The organism is Arthrobacter sp. BL-252-APC-1A, from assembly GCF_009696625.1.
Lineage (GTDB): Bacteria > Actinomycetota > Actinomycetes > Actinomycetales > Micrococcaceae > Arthrobacter_B.
The window spans coordinates 511488-530818 of sequence record NZ_VULS01000002.1 but is presented as its reverse complement, the minus strand read 5'-3'; the positions used below and the strand labels follow the sequence as shown (position 1 = coordinate 530818).

General features: G+C 63.3%; 15 protein-coding genes. 4 read left to right on the top strand and 11 right to left on the bottom strand.

The window, feature by feature from the left end; genetic code table 11:
* Positions 1-203: 203 nt before the first annotated feature.
* From FYJ28_RS05230 to FYJ28_RS05205, 6 genes are all read right to left on the bottom strand, one after another.
* Entirely contained in the window at positions 204-932 is a 729-nt protein-coding gene (locus FYJ28_RS05230) for an ABC transporter ATP-binding protein (RefSeq protein ID WP_326831524.1), read from the bottom strand.
* Between the two features lie 3 nt (positions 933-935).
* On the bottom strand, positions 936-1808 hold the full coding sequence (locus FYJ28_RS05225) for an ABC transporter permease (protein WP_154578472.1): 873 nt from the start codon (positions 1806-1808) through the stop codon (positions 936-938).
* Positions 1809-1810: 2 nt separating this feature from the next.
* Positions 1811-3811, bottom strand: a complete 2001-nt coding sequence (locus FYJ28_RS05220; RefSeq protein ID WP_326831523.1) for a glycosyltransferase — start codon at positions 3809-3811, stop codon at positions 1811-1813.
* Positions 3808-4995 carry a UDP-galactopyranose mutase gene (gene glf / locus FYJ28_RS05215; protein WP_326831522.1) on the bottom strand — a complete coding sequence of 396 codons (1188 nt, stop codon included), beginning with the start codon at positions 4993-4995 and terminating at the stop codon, positions 3808-3810. The genes FYJ28_RS05220 and glf overlap by 4 nt, the downstream gene beginning before the upstream one ends.
* A gap of 117 nt (positions 4996-5112) precedes the next feature.
* Positions 5113-7167, bottom strand: coding sequence for an acyltransferase family protein (locus FYJ28_RS05210; RefSeq protein ID WP_326831521.1), 2055 nt, complete (start codon positions 7165-7167; stop codon positions 5113-5115).
* 222 nt (positions 7168-7389) lie between these two features.
* The gene (locus FYJ28_RS05205; RefSeq protein ID WP_326831520.1) at positions 7390-7815 is read right to left on the bottom strand and encodes a hypothetical protein; all 426 of its coding nucleotides are present in this window, start codon (positions 7813-7815) and stop codon (positions 7390-7392) included.
* A 257-nt stretch (positions 7816-8072) separates the two neighbouring features.
* Between FYJ28_RS05205 and FYJ28_RS05200 the strand changes: the two genes are divergently transcribed.
* The gene (locus tag FYJ28_RS05200) at positions 8073-8321 is read left to right on the top strand and encodes a WhiB family transcriptional regulator (RefSeq protein ID WP_055239553.1); all 249 of its coding nucleotides are present in this window, start codon (positions 8073-8075) and stop codon (positions 8319-8321) included.
* 117 nt (positions 8322-8438) lie between these two features.
* Here FYJ28_RS05200 and FYJ28_RS05195 read toward each other — a convergent pair whose 3' ends face one another.
* The 4 genes from FYJ28_RS05195 to FYJ28_RS05180 form a co-directional block, all read right to left on the bottom strand.
* A complete protein-coding gene (locus FYJ28_RS05195; RefSeq protein ID WP_055239552.1) occupies positions 8439-9920 on the bottom strand; it encodes a sensor histidine kinase in 1482 nt (493 codons plus the stop codon).
* A 12-nt stretch (positions 9921-9932) separates the two neighbouring features.
* On the bottom strand, positions 9933-14762 hold the full coding sequence (locus tag FYJ28_RS05190; RefSeq protein ID WP_154578471.1) for an NAD-glutamate dehydrogenase: 4830 nt from the start codon (positions 14760-14762) through the stop codon (positions 9933-9935).
* 88 nt (positions 14763-14850) lie between these two features.
* Positions 14851-16161: an AAA family ATPase gene (locus FYJ28_RS05185; protein WP_154578470.1), complete on the bottom strand. Its 1311-nt coding sequence runs from the start codon at positions 16159-16161 to the stop codon at positions 14851-14853.
* Positions 16158-16805, bottom strand: a complete 648-nt coding sequence (locus tag FYJ28_RS05180) for an SAF domain-containing protein (protein WP_055239549.1) — start codon at positions 16803-16805, stop codon at positions 16158-16160. Before FYJ28_RS05180 ends, FYJ28_RS05185 begins: the two co-directional genes overlap by 4 nt.
* A 174-nt stretch (positions 16806-16979) precedes the next feature.
* Here FYJ28_RS05180 and FYJ28_RS05175 point away from each other — a divergent pair, with 174 nt between their 5' ends.
* A complete protein-coding gene (locus FYJ28_RS05175; protein ID WP_055239754.1) occupies positions 16980-17210 on the top strand; it encodes a helix-turn-helix domain-containing protein in 231 nt (76 codons plus the stop codon).
* Positions 17211-17245: 35 nt separating this feature from the next.
* Here the strand turns inward: FYJ28_RS05175 and FYJ28_RS05170 are convergent, their stop codons facing one another.
* Entirely contained in the window at positions 17246-17794 is a 549-nt protein-coding gene (locus FYJ28_RS05170) for a hypothetical protein (protein ID WP_154578469.1), read from the bottom strand.
* A gap of 207 nt (positions 17795-18001) precedes the next feature.
* Here FYJ28_RS05170 and FYJ28_RS05165 point away from each other — a divergent pair, with 207 nt between their 5' ends.
* Together FYJ28_RS05165 and FYJ28_RS17240 are read left to right on the top strand one after the other, a co-directional pair.
* Entirely contained in the window at positions 18002-18778 is a 777-nt protein-coding gene (locus tag FYJ28_RS05165; protein WP_154578468.1) for a LysM peptidoglycan-binding domain-containing protein, read from the top strand.
* A 25-nt stretch (positions 18779-18803) separates the two neighbouring features.
* Positions 18804-19331, top strand: coding sequence for an Rv3235 family protein (locus FYJ28_RS17240; RefSeq protein ID WP_229780227.1), 528 nt, complete (start codon positions 18804-18806; stop codon positions 19329-19331).

Genomic DNA, 19331 nt, shown 5'->3' with positions numbered 1-19331 from the left:
CCCAACCCAGCTCAAATAAGGCTACCGCTGCCTCACGCTGCTCTTCCGACAATGAACTGCTGCTGTGCATAGAACTGCTCCCCGAGAGTGAACTGATTTCTCAGTCCAACTTTCGGGGAGCAGTTCAGCGGAGCGTGGCCGGCCCTTTACCAGCGTTAGTTGTTCCTCCGTCTGGGAAGACTCAGCTTCAGGCTGCGGGGGAATTAGTGCGAACGCAGCTTCGCGACGACGTCGTCTACTGGTCCGTCCATCACGATCTTTCCGTGTTCCAGGAGCACACCGCGCTCACAGATGCGGGATACCAGGTCCAGGTCGTGGCTGACCACTACCAGCGTCTTGCCTTCGCCGCCCAGTTCCTTGATCTTGTCGATGCACTTCTTCTGGAACGGCTCATCCCCGACGGCGAGGATCTCATCGACGAGGAACACCTCGGGATCTGTGTGCACCGCGACGGAAAAAGCCAGCCGCAGGTACATGCCCGAAGAATAGAACTTCACCTCGGTGTCGATGAACTGGCCAATTTCGGAGAACTCAACGATTGAATCGAACTTCTCGTTGATCTCGTCCTCAGTCATGCCGAGGATGGCACCGTTCAGGTACACGTTGTCGCGGCCGCTGAGGTCGTGGTGGAATCCCGCCCCGACCTCGATCAGTCCGGCAACGCGCCCGCGCGTGCCGACGGTACCGGCGTCGGGCCGCATAACACCGGAGATGTGCTTCAGCAGCGTGGATTTTCCGGACCCGTTCAAGCCCAGCAGAGCAACGGTCTCGCCCTGTTCAACAGTCAGGGAGACATCCTTGAGCGCATCGAACTTCTCGCTCAGGTCCCCCTTGCGTCCTTTGATCAGCCAGACAAAGGCTTCCTTCATCGAGCGCGTATGGCGCAGGACGAATCTCTTGCTGATATTGCGTACTTCAATGGCAGTAGCCACGGGTCAGAGCTCCTGAGCGAAACGGCCTTCAAGGCGGCGGAAAACGAGCTGTCCGATCAGCAGGACCAACCCGGAGATAGCCAAACCAATGGGGATCCACATGGAAAGCAGGTGTGGAGGAACCGCTTCTGCAGCGTCCGTCGTGGGCAGCCAGAAAGCAAAGTGGAACGTCTCGACGCCGACGGTGATCGGATTCAGCTGGTAGACGTTGAAGAAGGTTTCCCCCAGCTGATTTCGCACCATGATCCAGGAGTAGAGCACTGGGGAGGCCCACGTGGCGATCATCAGCAGCATGTCCACCAGGTTTTCAGCGTCACGGAAGTACACGTTGACGGCTCCGAAAAGCAGTCCCAGACCAGTGGCAAGCAGAGCCACAATCAGGAATCCGGCTACCGCAGCCGCCAGCTGAAGCACCCCGGGTCGCCAGCCGTTGAACAGGCAGGCGACCACCAGTATGAGGATCTGCGGTACGAAGTGAACGCCCGAAACCCAAACAGAAGCCACGGGGAAGAGCTGCCGGGGAAGGTAGATCTTCTTGATCAGCCCGCCGTTGCCCACGATCGACCGAGACGCATTTCCCAGAGCCTCAGTGAAGAAGTTGATCAGCACAATTCCGGAGAACAGGTAGATCGCGTAGTTCGGCAGACCGCCGGGATTGCGATCGCTCTGCTCCATGTTCAGGAAAACGCCGAGTGCGACGTAAAAGACAACGAACTGCACGCCGGGCTTCACATAGGACCAGAGCAACCCGAGGACAGATCCCCGGTAGCGGACCTTTAGTTCCTTGGCTACCAGCAGTTTAAGCAGGAACCGGGATCGGAAAAGATCTGCGAACCCGCTTCCTCTTCCCGGGGTCTGAAGAGCTTCGGCGGACAAACCTACTTGCCCTCTTCCGAGTGCTTCTCAAACGTCGCCTTCCAGGCGTCGAAGGAAGTGATGTGCGGCAGCGCGCTGCGGTAGCGGTCACTGAGCGTCTGCCAGTTCTTCAGGATCTCGGCGTTCAGGCGCAGGCTCTCGGCGAGCAGTGCGCGCATTTGCTTCGGATCGCGGCGGTACCAGGACGCACCGGTTCCCTCTGCATTGGAGACAACGGCGCTGTCGTACTGGGACATCCGCCACCATTTGTTGTCCTGGTGCGCAATGTACGCCTGCGGGTGCTCCATGCTCGTGGCAGGGACCTTCCTGGTCAGCTGCTTTACAACAGTCTTCGCTGCCCACGGAATAAGCGTGGCGTAGGACGGGGCGCTGAAACCCTGTCCACGCCGCGGCGGCTTGTGCATTACCGGCGCAGGGAAGGCCTCGGGCTCAGACTGGATCTGGGCATCGGAGAATTCCTTAACCATGCCGCGGATTTCCGGAAGCTTGACCGGCAGGAGGTCATGCAGCTGGTCCGGGCCCTTGAGAAGGTCGCGAAGGGCCATGGCACGCCCAACCGCTGTGTAGTACTGCATGGAAATCAGGTGCTTGAGGTCCATATAACCGGTTTCCCGGACAACACGGCCGCCGTGCTCATACGGGCTGTGCAGCAGTGCCGCGATCATGCGGTTACGGGTGTGGAAGTAGGCCTGCCAGCCGACGAGGTCGTCCTTATCGATCCAGGAAACGTGCCATACGGCCGAGCCGGGCATCGAAACAGTGGGGTAACCCGCTGCCTTGGCCCGCAGGCCGTATTCGGCGTCGTCCCACTTGATGAACACGGGAAGTGAGAGTCCGATGTCGCGGATTACCTGGGTCGGAATCAGGCACATCCACCAGCCGTTGTAATCCACGTCCACCCGGCGGTGCAGCCAGGACGTCTGGCGCAGGTTGGAGCGCACAAAGTCGTGGCCCAGGGTCTGCTCAGCGTGCGGCTGGTCCGGCTGGAACCGGTAGGGGTTCACGATCTCGCCAAAGGTGTGCAGCACCGTGCGGTTATACAGGTCGAACATATGCCCGCCGACGATGGTCGGCGTCTTGCAACGGTCAGCGAACGTCACCAGGCGGGAAATGCTCTCCGGTTCCATGACGACGTCGTCATCCAGGAGGAGCACGTAGTCGCTGCCGCTCTCGACAGCCTCGTACATGCCGCGGGCGAAGCCGCCCGAGCCGCCGAGGTTGGCCTGGTTGATGATGCGGAGCTTGCCGTCCATCATGGCTTCGACTTCGGCGAAACCTTCGGCATCCGCTACCTTCTTTGTGCCCTGGTCCACGATGAGGACCTCTTTGAGGCACTTGAGGGCATCCGGATGCTCGCCCAGGATCCGCAGGTTGTTCAGGCAGAAGTCCGTCTTGTTCAGGGTCGTGATTTCGAGCGTCACTGTGCCCTGGTTCACCGCGGGGCCCGGGGCCTGCCACTCAGCTTCTTCCAGCACCAGCGGTTCGGAACCGGCGACCAGGTCAAACCAGTACCAGCCACCGTCGCCGAATGGCTTCAAACTCAGCTCGAAGGTGCTGGTGGCGGGAGCACTTACCCGTTGGGTTTCCACGTGCTGCAGTGCCCCGCGGGCATTGGACTTGTAAACGCTGACGGCGCCGGTGCCCGTGGTGCGGACTGTCAGCCGCACGGTCTCCAGGTTGGTCCAGCGGCGCCAGTAGCTGGCAGGAAAGGCGTTGAAGTACGTGCCGAAGGACACCCGTTCGCCTGCCCGGACTGAGGTGGAGTGCCGGGAGAGGAAGTCCTCGGCGTGGGCTTCCTTGCCAGGGGCAGACATGGTTGGCCCGGAATTGCTGCTCTTGGCGTCTCCACTCATAGTCGAGAGCTGCACACCGGTTGCGCTCCCCGTATCCAGATACAGCGGAACCGTATCGAGCTGGTCCAGGGAGGGAAGGATTACCCGCTGAATGGTGGACCATTCCTGCTGGTCCGCTTTTTCTTCGCTCTCAACGATGGCGTTGCTCACGCGTCGACTCCTCCGCTTTCCAGCTTGGCTCCCCCGGTGAAGTGGGGCTTTATTTTATTGTCGTACATGGACAGGGCGGAGCCGATGGCCATGTGCATGTCCAGATACTTGTATGTTCCGAGACGGCCGCCGAACAGCACGTCCTTTTCGCCCTTCGCCAGGTCCCGGTAGGCAAGCAGCTTGGCCCGGTCCTCGGCAGTGTTGACGGGGTAGTACGGCTCGTCTCCCTTTTCAGCGAAGCGGGAGAACTCACGCATGATGACCGTGGCGTCCTTCGTGTAGTCCCGCTCGGGGTGGAAGTGGCGGAACTCATGGATTCGGGTGTACGGGACATCCTCATCCGGGTAGTTCATGACCGAAGTGCCCTGGAAGTCTTCGATCGGCAGGACCTCTTCCTCGAGGTCGATCGTGCGCCAGGACAGGTCGCCTTCTGCGTAGTCGAAGTACCGGTCAACAGGTCCGGTGTAGACAACCGGAACCTGGCCGAGGGTGGTGGCTCGGGAGAATTCGTGGCCGTCATCGAAGAAGTCGGTCTTGAGATGTACCTGGATGTTCGGGTGATCGGCCATCCGCTCGATCCATGCCGTGTAGCCGTCGACCGGCAGACCTTCGTACTTGTCATTGAAATACCGGTTGTCATAGGTGTAGCGCACAGGGAGCCGGGAGATGATCTCCGCCGGCAGGTTCTTGGGGTCCGTCTGCCACTGCTTGCCGGTGTAGTACTTGATGAACGCCTCGTAGAGGGGGCGGCCAATCAGCTGGATACCCTTGTCATTCAGGTTCTGGGGGTCGGTTCCGGCAAGTTCGCCGGCCTGTTCCTGAATGAGCGCCTTCGCCTCGGCCGGGCCCATGGAGGAACGGAAGAACTGATTGATCGTGCCCAGGTTGATCGGCATTGGGTATACCTCGCCCTTGTGGCTGGTGTAGACCTTGTGCACGTAGTTCGTGAACTGCGTGAACTCGTTCACGTAGTTCCAGACACGCTCGTTGGAGGTGTGGAACAGGTGCGCGCCGTAGCGGTGCACCTCGATTCCCGTCTGGGCTTCGTTCTCGCTGTAGGCATTGCCGCCAATGTGGTGGCGGCGGTCAAGGACGGCGACCTTCAGTCCCAGTTCCTTGGCGGCACGTTCGGCAACGGTGAGGCCGAAGAAGCCCGACCCGACGACGACGAGGTCAACGTTCACTTGTCACTCCTGTAAGTTTCAGGGCAGCCCTGCGGCACACACCCAACGGTTTAGGTTATCGGACAAAACCCGCGAAGGCATTTTCGGGCCCTGGCGGATAGCGTTTCGAGGGAGGGGCTACCCACTCTGCAGGAGTTCCAGCAGCCGGGCTTCCAGCCCAGGCGACATCGTCCTGCTGTAGGTGGCCGAGAGGTGGTTTTCGTCCAGGTAAACCCGGACGTTTCCTATGACGGCCCGGCATATTCCGTCCGGACAGACCAGGTCATCCACGTCCAAGAGTTTCATCCCCGGCACGATGGTGCCCATAACGTCGAGGGGAGAATCCGGAGCCCGCACACTCTCGTAGAGCGGGTTGCATTCGGCCGAGTCAATCCCGAAGTCTTCGGGGCACAAAGCCATGTCAATTCCGTGCCTGGGATTGTCCCTGATGCCAACCACGTCGATGCCGTTCTCCATCACGGTCCTGGCCATCGTGGCGAAACCGCCGGGCAGGAGTTCGTGCGGATAATCCGCGATCGAGTAGGTTGCTGTCGTCACCACGGCGTCCGGCTGAAGGTCAAGAATGTACTCGAGCGCCTGGGCGTTGCGCTCGTTGCATTCAGTGGAGATCCCGTCCGAGTACTCCACGAATTGGCATCCGCCGCGCACCAAACCAATCAGGGTCCAGTTTCTGGCTTCCGCAATCGGCGCCAGGGCCGGAAGCCACTGCTGGACGTGGCTGTTGCCGACGGCAACGAGGACCTTGTCCGGGTTGGGGGATGAGACGTACTCGGTGCAGCCGATGCCCTGCAGTTCTGCGGCTTCGGTGGCGTACTCCCCCGTGCAGGGCGAACCGAGGTTGGCGTAGTCGGATCCCGCCCGTTCGAAGAGAGGCGCCAGGTCCACGTCCTCTTCTCCGTGGTAGATGAACTCAGGGTCAAGGACAGCGGCACCTGGATTGTTGACGTCTATGTTGGCCAGCAGGCGGTCATTTTGTACTTTCAGCATCTGCTGCCATCCGGCGAGGGGTACGGCGACGAGTGCAAGGCAGACAGCAATGATGAGTGCCGCGCGCCGCTTCTTGGCCTCTGCCCACTGCATGGATCGCAGCGGACGCTCCACGAACCTGGTGGTGAGATAGGCCAGGACCAGGGAGAGAACGATGATGGCGGTTCCGCCGACGGGCCCGACTTCCTCACGGTCTCGCCAGATGAGGAAAATGATGAGGACGGGCCAGTGCCAGAGGTACAGGGCGTAGGACATGTCTCCCAGCCGGATCAGCGGCTTCCAGCTGAGCAGCCGGTCTGCACCGATTGGGCTCCCCGTTTGGCCTGCGACGATGACGAGCGCCGCGGCCACGAGCGGCCACAATGCAACGTATCCCGGGAACTCGCCCTGGACGTCAAGGACAAACCCGCCAGAGAGCATCGCCGCCAGGCCAAGCCAGCCTGCTGCAACCCTGACCGGCCGGGGCAGCTTCAGGTACGGCAGAGCCAGGACCAGGAGCGTCCCAAACGCAAACTCCCAGAGACGCGTCCTGGTGTCGAAGTACGCGTGGACCTGGTTCGTATAGGTCTCATAGACAGAGAAGGCGAGGGAGAGGACGAACACCGTCCCAAAGACCAGCAGCACCACCCGGCGGAAGCGGATCTTGGTTGCCCGGGCGATTAAGGCGGCCAGTGCGAAAAGCAACGGCCAGAGGATGAAGACCTGTCCCTGCACGGACAGCGACCAGAAATGCTGCAGCGGACTGGCGATGCTCTGGTCCGCTTCGTAGTAGTCCACGGAATTGGCTGCCAGGACCCAGTTCTGGAAGTAGAGGAGGGAGGACCATGCCTGGGTGAGGATTTCGGTCCACCGTGAGCGCGGAACCAGAACCGCGGTGACGGCCAGCACGCTGAGCAGGACAACTACAACGGCAGGCAGCAGCCGCTTGAGAAGATGCAGCCAGTACCGTGCCAGATCCAGCGGCCGGCCAGATTCGACCTTGCGAATAAAGGAAAACGTCAGCAGGAACGCGGAGATAAGGAGGAAAATGTCCACCCCACCGGACACCCGGCCAAACCAGATGTGATAGGTCACCACCATAAGCACGGCGAGTGCACGCAGCCCTTGGACTTCGGGCCGGTAGACCTTTTTGGCGGCTTCGCCCGCGCCCTCGGTCTTCCGGGCGGCTAGGATTTCCTGGGACACGCAGGCCTTTCAAGTATCTTCTGTGGTCTCCCCCGGACGGCAGTCTACCCTTTCCCGATGAGCTGCCCTTCGCGGCGGCCCGGGGTGTTGTCCACAGTTTGAGCCGTGTGTACCGGCCTCTTTACCGGACCAGCAGGGGCGTTTGGATTTGGGTGCCGGCCGGATACTCGTCCACGAGGGTGACCCATATCTCTCCGGCACCCCGGGCTTCCTCAGAACTGGCTAGAAAGCCTTCGCGTCCCCGCTCGTCCGCGACGTCCATGCGATGACCGGCTTGGAGAACAGCAGCAGGATGACTGCCGCTGCGGGCAGGAGCAGCACCAACCCAACAAGCACCACACCGCCTTGCAGTGTCGGCACGGCAATAACGATCATGAACAGCTGCCAGACCAGTGCTGCAGCACGCGTCCAGCGCATGCCCCTGAAGAAGAAGTGGCCAACCACCAGCAGCCATACGGCCACAAGGACGATCAGGAACAAGCTGAAGACAGCTCCTCCAAAAGAGGTCGCCGTGGAGTTGATCAGGTTGTAGATGTACCAGCCCGCAACGCCCAAAAGGGCAAGTGCCTCAAAGACCAGAATGGCCGAAATCAGGGCAACTGCGCCCGGGCGCGACTGTTGGGCCGGGGAATTTTGGGGTCTTGACACACTGGCACCATACCGGACATAGTCGAGGGGCAGCGACCGGTTAGGGATCCTAGAGGACCGAGGCCACGGGCCTTTGTGACGCATCACTCATCATTTCCGGCAGATTAACAGCTTGTTAACCCTTGTTTGCGTTTCCATCGCGTGACACCCTTGTAGAGGGGAATCAGGGGCCGAAACCGGCCCCTTTAGTTTGCGGTTGCTCGTGAATGTTTTCACAAACAAGCGGAGTCAACTTTTCAGAGGAGATAGTGATTAGCATGGATTGGCGGAGCCGCGCAGCATGTCTGGACAAGGATCCGGAGCTGTTCTTCCCCGTGGGGAACACCGGCCCGGCTCTTCTTCAGATTGAAGAGGCCAAGAGCGTTTGCCGCCGGTGCCCGGTGATCGATACCTGCCTGCAGTGGGCAATCGAAACCGGACAGGACGCCGGTGTTTGGGGCGGCATGAGCGAAGACGAGCGCCGTGCGCTGAAGCGCCGTGCAGCCAGGGCACGCCGGGCTTCCTAGGGAACCCGGAAGAGGACCAGCCGGACCTCCCTAAGACTTACCGGGCACCCCCGCCCGAACCAAAGAAGGGCCGCTGCCTTAGGCAGCGGCCCTTCTTTTGTGGGCATGGACCGTGGCCTAGCGCCGGCGGGCGCCGTCCAGCCCGATCTGGATCGTCACCTCAGTACCCCCGCCGGGCCTCTTTGACCACTCGATGGTCCCGGCGAGCTCACTCTGGACCAGCGTCCGGACGATCTGCAGGCCCAGCCCTTCCCTCCGAGGTTCGTCAGGCAGCCCAACGCCGTCATCAGCAACGGTAACCGTCAGGTTCTCTTCGCCGTCTTTGCCCTGGTGGCGTTCAGCGTTCAGCCATACGGTGCCGTTTTCCTTACCGGCGAGCCCATGCTCGACGGCGTTGGTCACCAGTTCGTTGATCACCAGGGCAAGCGGCGTGGCCAGGTCGCTTGGCAGCTCACCGAAGGTGCCCTGCCGTTCGGTGCGGACTGCCTGCGACGGCGAGGCAACTTCGGCCGAAAGGCGGAACTGGCGGTCGATCAGCTCGTCAAAGTCAACATTCTGGGTCAGGCCCTGGGACAGCGTCTCATGGACCAGCGCGATCGTTGAGACCCGTCGCATGGCCTGGGCCAGGCCCTGCTTGCCTTCTTCGCTCTCCATCCGCCGGGACTGCATGCGCAGCAGCGCTGCCACCGTCTGAAGGTTGTTCTTCACCCGGTGATGGATCTCGCGGATGGTCGCGTCCTTGGACACAAGTTCCATTTCCCGCCGACGCAGCTCCGAAACGTCGCGGCACAGCACCAGCGCGCCGAACCGTTCCTTCTCATCGCGCAGCGGGATGGCCCGCAGGGACAGGCTCACTCCCCTCGACTCGATCTCGGTGCGCCACGGCATCCGCCCGGTGACCACCAGCGGCAGCGTTTCGTCCACCATCCTGCGGTCCTTGAGCAGCGCCGTCGTGATTTCAGCAAGCGGCCTGCCTTCCAGCGTTTCCATGTCGCCAAGGCGGCGGAACGCGGAGACCCCGTTGGGGCTGGCATACTGCACCACTCCCTGGGCATCGAGCCGGATCAGTCCGTCGCCCACGCGTGGGGCGCCGCGGCGGGACCCTGTGGGTGTGGCGAAGTCCGGCCACAGTCCCAGCGTGCCCATCCGCAGCAGGTCATAGGCGCACTGCCGGTAGGTGAGCTCAAGCCGTGAGGGCATCCGGGAACTCGAAAGGTCCATGTGGGAGGTAACGACGGCGAGCGTGCGCCCGTTGCGGACGAACGGAATCGCTTCCACCCGCATCGCCGTCTCCGTGGTCCAGTTCGTCTCGCTGGAGCGCTCAATGGTCTGGGACTTCCAGGCCTTGTCCACCAGAGGTTGCAGGTCGGCACGGATACGCTCGCCCACGAAGTCGCTGTGGAACACAGTATGCGACGTCGATGGGCGGGCATGTGCCAGCGCCACGTAGGTGCCTTCGGGCAGCGGAAACCACAGGGCGAGGTCAGCGAACGCGAGGTCCGCAACCAGCTGCCAGTCCCCCACCAGCAGGTGCAGCCACTCAGCATCGCCCGGACCGAAATCCGCGTGGTCCTTGATCGGGTCGGTAAATATCGCCATATCGGAGGTCCGTCAGCGCCTTACGATCGAGCGCAGCAGGCGCAGGGCAACCGAAAGGGAAGCCATGTCATCCTGCTCCAGCTGGTTTACCTCGGCGAACATCTTGGTGGCTCGCTCAAGGTTGTCTGCGTTTTCCTGCTCCCAGGCTTCCACCCGGGCTACGGGTTCCTCACCCTCCATGGATGGGGTGGCCTGCAGGGCCGCCACAGTCATGTCCGCGACCGTGGAGTACAGGTCATCGCGCAGGGCGGCGCGGGCCAGTGCCTGCCACCGGTCGCCGCGGGGCAGCTTGGTGATGCGCTCCAGCAGGTCGTCGATCCCGTAGCGGTCGTAAACCGCGTAGTAGACGGCGGCAATGTTCTCTGCGGGTTCCTGGACCTGCCGGGTCGCCAGGGCGACGTCCAGCAGGCCGTAGCTTTCGAACTGCTCCGCCCAGTAGGTGCCAAGTTCCTTGGGCACGTCCCAGCCGGATGCCTTCTCCAGGGCGGCTTCAACCCGGTCCCGGTCAGCTCCGCACATAAAGCGCATGAGGTCTTTCCGGAGCGGTTCGACGATCGGCTTGAAAGCCTGGATGTCCTCGTCGATGGAGCTGCCTCGTCCCACATGGTTCACGAACCAGCGCACGGCACGGTCCAGCAGCCGGCGCATGTCCAGGTGGATGGAGGTCCAGGTCTCGGTCGGGAAGCTGGCGGGCAGCTCTCCCAGTGCCGCAACGACGTCGTCAATCGCGTAGATTTCGCGCAGCGCGCTGAAGGCACGGGCAACCGTGGCCTCGGTAGCTGAGGTCTCTTCCATGACCCGGAAGGCGAAGGTGATTCCGCCGATGTTGATCATGTCGTTGGCGACCATGGTGGAGATGATTTCGCGCCGCAGCGGATGGGTATCCAGCTGGTCATCGAAGCGTTCCACCAGCTGTTTGGGGAAGTACCGGCGCAGCGTCCTGCGGAAGTACGGGTCGTCTGCCAGGTCGGAGGCTGTAAGCGCCCGGGTCAGCTCGATCTTGGCGTAGGCAGCCAGCACCGAGAGCTCCGGAGCACTCAGGCCGTGGCCTTCGGCAACACGGGCACGCAGTTCGTCCTTGGTCGGCAGGGCTTCCAGGGCACGGTCCAGCCCGGCGTGTTCCTCGAGCCAGTCCATCAGCCGTTCAAAGCTGGGGCTCCACTCGATTACCCGCTGGCGGTCATTCAGCAGCAGCATGTTCTGGTCGATGTTGTCCTGCAGCACCAGGCGTCCGACCTCATCGGTCATCGAATGCAGGAAGGCGGAGCGCTCGGACGCGTCCAGCCTGCCCGCAGCAACCATACGGTCCACGAAGATCTTGATGTTCACTTCGTGGTCGGAGCAGTCCACGCCCGCTGAGTTGTCGATCGCGTCAGTGTTCAGGATGACTCCGGACAGGGCAGCTTCGATGCGGCCGCGCTGGGTCATGCCCAGGTTGCCGCCCTCGCCGATGACCTTGGCCCGGACGTCGCGTCCGTCAATTCGGATCGCGTCGTTGGCCTTGTCCCCCACCTCGGCGTTCGTTTCGGTGGACGCCTTGATGTACGTACCGATGCCGCCGTTGTACAGCAGGTCGACGGGTGCCTTGAGGATCGTCCTGAGGAGTTCCGGCGGGCTCAGGCGCGTCACCGACGCGTCCAGGCCGAGGACCTCACGTACCTGGGCACTGATCGGGATGCTCTTGGACTGGCGGGGGAACACCCCGCCTCCTTCGCTGATCAGGTTTTCGTCGTAATCAGCCCAGGACGAGCGCGGCAATTCGAAGAGCCTGCGCCGTTCAGCATGCGAGCGCGCAGCGTCCGGATTGGGATCCAGGAACACATGGCGGTGGTCGAAGGCCGCTACCAGGCGGATGTGCTTGGACAGCAGCATGCCGTTGCCAAACACGTCGCCGCTCATGTCGCCCACGCCCACAACGGTGAAGTCCTCGTTCTGGGTGTCGACTCCGAGTTCGCTGAAGTGGCGCTTCACGGATTCCCAGGCACCGCGGGCGGTAATGCCCATGGCCTTGTGGTCATACCCCACGGATCCGCCTGATGCGAAGGCATCGCCGAGCCAGAAACCGTATTCCGCGGAGAGTGCGTTGGCGATGTCGGAGAATGACGCAGTGCCCTTGTCAGCGGCAACAACGAGGTAGCTGTCGTCACCGTCGTGCCGCACCACGTTCTCCGGCGGACGGACCTGCTCGCCGTCTTCGGTGACAACTAGGTTGTCGGTAATGTCCAGGAGCCCCCGGATGAACGTGCGGTAGCTTTCCTTACCTTCTTCCATCCAGGCACCGCGGTCCTGGGCAGGATCAGGAAGCTGCTTCGCGTAGAACCCTCCCTTGGCCCCGGTTGGAACAATGACCGCGTTCTTCACGGTCTGTGCCTTGACCAGTCCGAGGATTTCAGTGCGGAAGTCCTCCCGGCGGTCAGACCAGCGCAGACCGCCGCGGGCCACTTCGCCGAAGCGGAGGTGCACACCTTCCACCCGCGGGGAGTAAACCCAGATCTCATACTTCGGCCGCGGGAACGGCGCCCCGTCGATTGCCGCCGTGTTGAGCTTGTGGCTCACGTACGGCTTGTCCTGGTAGAAGTTGGTGCGCAGTGTGGCTTCGATGAGGTTGGCGAAGGTCCGCAGGACGCGGTCCGCGTCCAGGGTGGGAACCTGTTCCAGCCCTGCGTCGAGATCGCTGCGGGCGGCTTCCATTTCCGCGGCACGCTTCTCATCCTCGAGCGACGGGTCGAACCGGGCCCGGAACATGCGGCCCAGTGCGCCGGTCACCCTCGGGTTGCCCATCAGTGTGTCCGCAATGAAACCGTAAGAGTTCGTGTTGCCCATCTGGCGCATGTACTTGGCGTAGCTGCGGAACATCACAACTTCCCGCCAGCCGAGGCCCTGCCCAAGGATCAGCCGTTCCAGGGCATCGGATTCGCTGGCTCCGGAAATTCCGGCCCGGAAAGCTGCTGCCAGGAGGCTTCCGGTTTCCAGCGGATCCACACCTGGGCGGTAACGCAGCCCGAGATCGTAGAGGAAGAGTTCAACCCCGTCCTGCCGCTTGATCTCAAACGGACGCTCGTCAAGGACTTCCAGGCCGAGGTTGTGCAGGAAGGGCAGGATCTGAGTCAGTGAGCGCGGTTCGAGCAGGTACAGCTTGACCCGTGCGTCAGCGCTGTCCGCCCCGCCTGCGGGCAGGTAGACAAAGAGCTCCGGCGCCGTCTCCGTATTCTGCAGACGGTCCTCGAACCGGGCGATGTCCTCCAGCGCGTCTTCAACTTCGTAGCCGACGCGGTAATCCATGGGGAAGGCGTCCCCCCACAGGGCAGAGAGCTGTTCGGCCTGCTCGCGTTCGAACTTCCCCCGCAGCACCTCGTCGATACCTTCGGACCAGGACCGGGTGGCGTTGACCAGCCTGCGCTCCAGCGCCGCTGCGTCTACGTCGCCGATCTCCGCACCCTTGGGCAGGCGGATTCGGAAGAACAGGCGTGCGAGCGCCGATTCAGTCAGCCGCGCCTCGTAGTCGATTGACTCTGCGCTGAAAGTAGCCCGCAGCTCGTCCTGGATGCGCAGACGCACCGAGGTGGTGTAGCGGTCACGGGGCAGGAACACGAGGGCAGACATGAACCGGCCGTAAACATCCGGACGGAGGAACAGCCGTGTCCGGCGGCGCTCCTGCAGACGCAGGATCCCCTGGGCCGTCTCCAGCAGGCTGTCCGCGTCCATCTGGAAGAGTTCGTCCCGGGGGAACGTCTCCATGATGGAGAGCAGGTCCTTGCCGGAGTGTGAATCGGCGGGGAAGCCGGCGCGGCGCATGACGTCCTGCACCTTGTCCCGCAGGATAGGTATCTCCCGGACTGAACCCGTGTAGGCCCCGGTGGCGAACAGACCAATGAAACGGCGTTCGCCGTTGACGTTTCCGTCCGCATCGAAGCGCTTCACGCCGATGTAATCGAAGTAGGCAGCACGGTGGACCGTTGACCGGGAGTTCGCCTTGGTGATTACCAGGGCACGCTTCTCGCGGGCCTTGGCCCTGCCAGCGGTTGTCAGGTGCTGGACCTTGCCTGCCTCCGAACGACGGCGGAGCAGGCCCAGTCCGGTGCCGGAGGACGCTCGGAGCACGTCCTCTCCGTCCTCGTTGAGCAGGTCGTACTCCCGGTAGCCGAGGAACGTGAAGTTTCCGTCATCCAGCCAGGTCAGCAGTTCCCGGGCCTGCTGGAGATCCGGGATCCCGGGTCCGGCGGTGGCCAGTTCAGCAGCGATCTCGTGGACCTTCGCCCGCATGCCGGACCAGTCCTTGACGGCCAGCCGCACGTCGTCCAGGACCCGGACCAGGCCGTCAACCATGTCCTTGCGCCGGCTCTCATCGGTAAGCCTGGGAACCTCGACGGCGATCCAGGATTCAATGCGCGTGGTCGCTCCGCTTCCGCCCAGCAGGCCTGATATATCCGGAAGCGCGGCCGTGTCGCCGCTGGAGATGCCGGCAGCGTTGGGCACGCGTTTCACCTGCTGGAGGGTGTCGCTGTCCTTGTGGCGGGTCGCGAGGAAGGTGGGGTGGACCATCAGACGGATGCCGCTGTTCTGCCGCACGATTTCTGCAGTGACGGAGTCCACGAGGAAAGGCATGTCATCGGTGACGATGAGGATGACGCTGGCATCGCCCTGGTCGAAGACATCAACGGCAGCAGTTCCCTCGGCACGGGTCCAGGCAAGTGACCGGTGCGCCTCTGCCCGCTCCCGCAGTGCCTGCGGAGGGTAGAGAGCGGCATCTTCCGCCGCCAGGTGCTCGTAGTAATTCCCGATGAAATCCTCGAGGGAAGTATCCGAACTGGAAAGATCCGTGGAGTTGGACCCAGACGACATTTAATACGCCTCCGAAATTCGCCGCTTAGTACAGACCGCTCCGTTGCGGCCCGTTTGATACGAGCCTATCCCTTTGGGAAAGAAAAGGTCACTTTGCGGGAATCCGGCGCCGTCTGCGCCGTTTGGCGCGGCCACTTGCAGGAACGTTTGCCAGTGCCGCAATCGCTGTTCGCAGGGCGGATGACGGTGCTGCTTCAAGGAGTACTGCCCCGGAACGCAGCGCGGCGTCGGCTGCATCCCAGTCTGCCGGCAGGAACGCGTCGATTTGGCCGGGCCCAAACCGCGCCCAGGCCTCGCTGAGCTGGCGTTCGGGAGACCTGCCGGTAACCGAAGCACGCACCTTGTTCATCACAACCAGCGGGGAAGCCGACGGGACAGCGTTTTCCAACTCTGCGAGCGCCCTGACCAGCCGCGGCACGCCCAGCGGATCTGCCGCCCCGACCGCGTAAACCGTATCCGCGTGCTCCAGGGCCACCAGCGTTGCTGCATTGCGGCGAGGGGCCATAGTGTCAAAGCTCAGCTCCTCGTCTGCTTCGAGGCTGAACCCGCAGTCCACCACCGTGATCTCCGCGAGGCTCCTGGCCTCTTCAAGTACGCGGGCCAGCGCCGTACCCCGGATTTCTATCCAGCGGTCCGCGCGGGTAACTCCGGTCAGGACCCGCAGACGGGCCGCCCTGACGTCCACCTGGACCGCACTCGCCTCCAGTCCCGCCGGTTCCAGCAGGCCCTGGTCAGCCAGCCGGCAGGCCTGCGCGAGGCCAGCCGATTCTTCTGTCAGTCCCAGCATTGCCGCGACGCTGGGCCCGTAGGTGTCTGCGTCTACAAGGAGCACCTGACTGCCCGCAGCAGCGGCTTCCGCGGCCAGGTTGACGGCCAGGGTTGTTCGCCCGGGGCTGCCTGCCGGACCCCAGACCGCCACGATCTTTCCCTGCCGGTGATTCTGCGAGTCAGAGCTTCCTACGGATGTGCCGCCGGCAAGTTCCCAGGAACGCAGGGAGTCGGCCGGGTCTGCCAGCGCGGATGCCGCACCTTCTTCCCTGCCGCGGGCCTCCATGGACTGGACGGCCGAGGCCACGAGCTCAGCCAGCGCCGGTGAATCGAGGTTCCGGGACGCGCAGCGGACGCCGAGCTGCTCGAACCGGCTGCGCGCTGCCTGGTCATCGGCGAGGACCACAAGCGCCACGCCCGCTGCTGCCACCCGGTCTGCGAGGCTGGCAGTCAGCTCGCCGGCGTCGTCGTCAACAATCGCAGCGCGCGCCATACCGCTTTGGCAGGCCGCTATGAGCTCCGAAAGTTCGGTGCAGCGGCGAATCACGGTAACGGGGCCCTGAAGCCGCTCGAGTCCCTGCACCAGGTCCGCCGTCCCGCTGCCTGAGGTCACCACCGGGATGGCGCTCATCCCGCGGAAGGATTCGGAACGACGGCGATCTTCGCCTGATTGGACAGAGCACCCAGCAGCGCAGGCAGATCCTGGTCCTCCACAAGGACCAGGAGCCGGGTTGAATCGGCTCCCCCGATTACCGAATCCGACACAGAGAGCTCGGAGATTTCTGCCGCTTCAAGCAGCCTCCGGGGTTCGCTGTAGCCGTTCTGCCCGTTCGGGAGGGAGGCCCAGACATCCACCCTGTCTCCGGCGCGGATTCCGCTGGGCAGGGGCGCCTGAACATCCAGGCCGAGGGGCTTGCGGTCCAGTTTGTCTGCCTCCGTGAGGTCCGCTTTGACCAGCAGCTCTCCGCTCCGCAGCAGGTTTCCCGCCACCGCGTCCTGCGGGAATGGGTCCCCGGCGGAAACATACGTTCCTTCAAGCCCGCCGAGGGACACCTGGACCACGTCAAAGTCTGCTGCCTTCAGGGCGGTTCCTACCGGAAGGTCCCGTGAGGCAGCCAGCACCTGCGTTGTCCTGTCCTGGCTCGCCAGCAGGGCACTGACTCCCGCCACAGAGGCCAGGACAAGCAGGATTCCGAGCAGCAGGCGCGGATCCTTCCACGACGGTTTTTTCAGGCGCGGCGCAGCTGCGGCGGGCGCCGCCGTCTTGAGACTCATACTTCCCCCTTGGTTTTCAGCCTCCCTGCGGAGTGTTGGAGGTCATTGTGGCCCGAAACAGGCAGTATGGAAACGGGTGGAACGCGGAAAATGTGGATAACAGCTGCGCGGTGCACTCTGGTGGCAGACTTGCCACGGCGGGGAAAATGCCGGAAAGGGTTGATGGTGGGCGCGATGGTGGAGAAACGGTTCCTCACACTTGCTGACGTGGGCGAGGTCCTGAACATCTCTTCGTCCCAGACGTATGCGCTGGTGCGGTCCGGTGAGCTGCCTGCAATCCAGGTCGGAGGCCGGGGCCAGTGGCGGGTCGAAACCGCCAAGCTCGAGGAGTACATCGCCGGTGCCTACCGCCGTGCCGAAGCTGCGCGTGCTGCGCTGCCCCAGGACGAGGGCGCAGAAGCCTAGCTCCTCCCGAAGATCCCAGCCTCGCCCGAGGCCTGTTACCGGATAGTACTGACCGCGGCCACCTGCCCCAGGGGGATCACCCGGTAAGAGGAGATGTTCTCCCGCCGCCGGGCCGCGCCCGGCTCCACTGCTGCGAACTCCAGGAAGTCCCGCCCGACGCGGTCAATACTGCCGTGCAGCGGCTGCTGTCCTGACCGGAGCTGCAGGCCAACCGGATAGCGGTCCCGCGCGAGACCACGCAATGCGGAGACCAAACGCAGCTGCACACTCGGTGCGGCCTGGACTGAATATCGGTTCATTCCCTCGATCATGGACACCGCGTCAAGCGCCACTACATGCGAACCCGCTGCTGATTCCAGCAGGAACCAGTCAGCACCCAGCTGCCCCAGAACCCCGTTCAACGGTCCGCCGGCCAGCCCCAGGTAGACGCTCAGGCTCCTGCCCCGCTGCGCACGGAGCCTCGCAGCCAGGTCCAGCCCTGCAACTTCTCCCCGCTGCCGGTCGGCTATTTCCGCCTCAAGGTCAGCCTGGCCGGCTGCAGCAAGCTGCGCCTCCAAATCCGTGAACAAAGCCTCCCACCTCATCGGGCAAGGCTAACGTGCCTTTTTCGGCCGCACCACTCTGGACAGGACGCTCATCAGTCTGTAGTAAAGGGGATCAACCTTCATCAAGTTCTATCAAATAGCACGAAATTGAACCAAACCACATCAAAAACCACATCAAGAACCACGAGCACGGTAAACGCATCAAACACATAGAGACCGAGTCGAGCAACAAACACGGAGGTGCCCATGGCTCAGGACAGACCAGCACCAGGCAGGGTCCTTGAGGACCTGGTTCTCGCCGTCACTGCAGCGGGGCTAGGCGCACTCCTGCTTTGGGCAGGGACCCAGCTTGGCGCGGATCCCCGTGGGCTGTGGCCCTGGGCCCCGGGATCTGCACTTTCCCTGCCGGACCTTCAGACCTGCGCCGGACTCGGCGCCAGTTTCCTCGGCCTCCTGGTTCTGCTCTGGTGGGCCGCGGGCCTTGCGGCAGGCTTCATCGCAGCGATCCTCTGGCGCAGCGGCAACCCCGGGGCAGCCCGAGCCGTCGGCCGCCTGAGCCCGGCCTTCCTGCGGAGGCTGGCAGCGGCAGCGCTCGGACTGCAGCTGGTGGCTGTTCCCCTTCCAGCCCTGGCCGGTGGCACTGAGAACACGACGTCGATCGGTGCTGTTGCTTCTTCCCCGGTGGATCCAGTCTGGCGCCCGTCAGCTGCCGGTGCAGACGCCGCCGCCCGTTCCTCTCCGGCAGCAGACCCTACGTGGCAGCCTTCCGGCCAGCTGAACGGCTCGCTGCTCATCCCACGCGCCCCGCGGCCTGCCCAGACCGCCGAAACCGTCACCGTTGCGGCCGGGGACACGCTGTGGGCGCTGGCCGCAGCACAGCTCGGTCCTTCTGCGGCCGAGGCGGAGATTTCCCGGCACTGGCCCCGCTGGTACCACCTCAACCGTTCTGTCATCGGCCCGGATCCGAACGTGATAATCCCCGGACAGGTTCTGGCTGTCCCTCCCCCGCCCGCTGACTACTAACTGGTCCATCGGAAAGGACACCCCCATGAGCATCCTGATCGTTCTCCCCGCGCCGGGAGAGGCTTCCCCGGAACTGTCCAGGGCCAGCGGAGAACCCCTTCCAGTATTCAGCACCGTGCCTGGCCAGGCCCCACCGGTCCTCCCGCAGCGGCATCCGGCCGTCATAAGGGAACTGCGCCCCGCCCCGGCTAAGACGGAAGCGAACTGGTCCAGCTCCCCGGAAGACGACGCCCGGATTGAGGCAATCTCCCGCTCAGTCACAATGGGGGCGCTTGAGGTCCTCGCCGGAACACGTCCGCTTCAGCAGCTGGCCCGCTGGATGGATTTTGAGGAGTTTGAACGGCTGCAGCTGCGTACCAACCTGGTCCGCGGGCGGGAAGGGGCCCGGCTGCACCGGAACGTGCGAATCCTCAGGGTCCGCGTGTGCCCGGTGGCACCCGGGGTCTACGAAACCGCCGTTGCCGCGGCAGAAACGGACAGAGTCCGCGCCGTAGCTCTCCGTCTGGAGCTGCGGCGCGGACTCTGGAAAGTTGCGGCCCTGGAAATCGGGTGA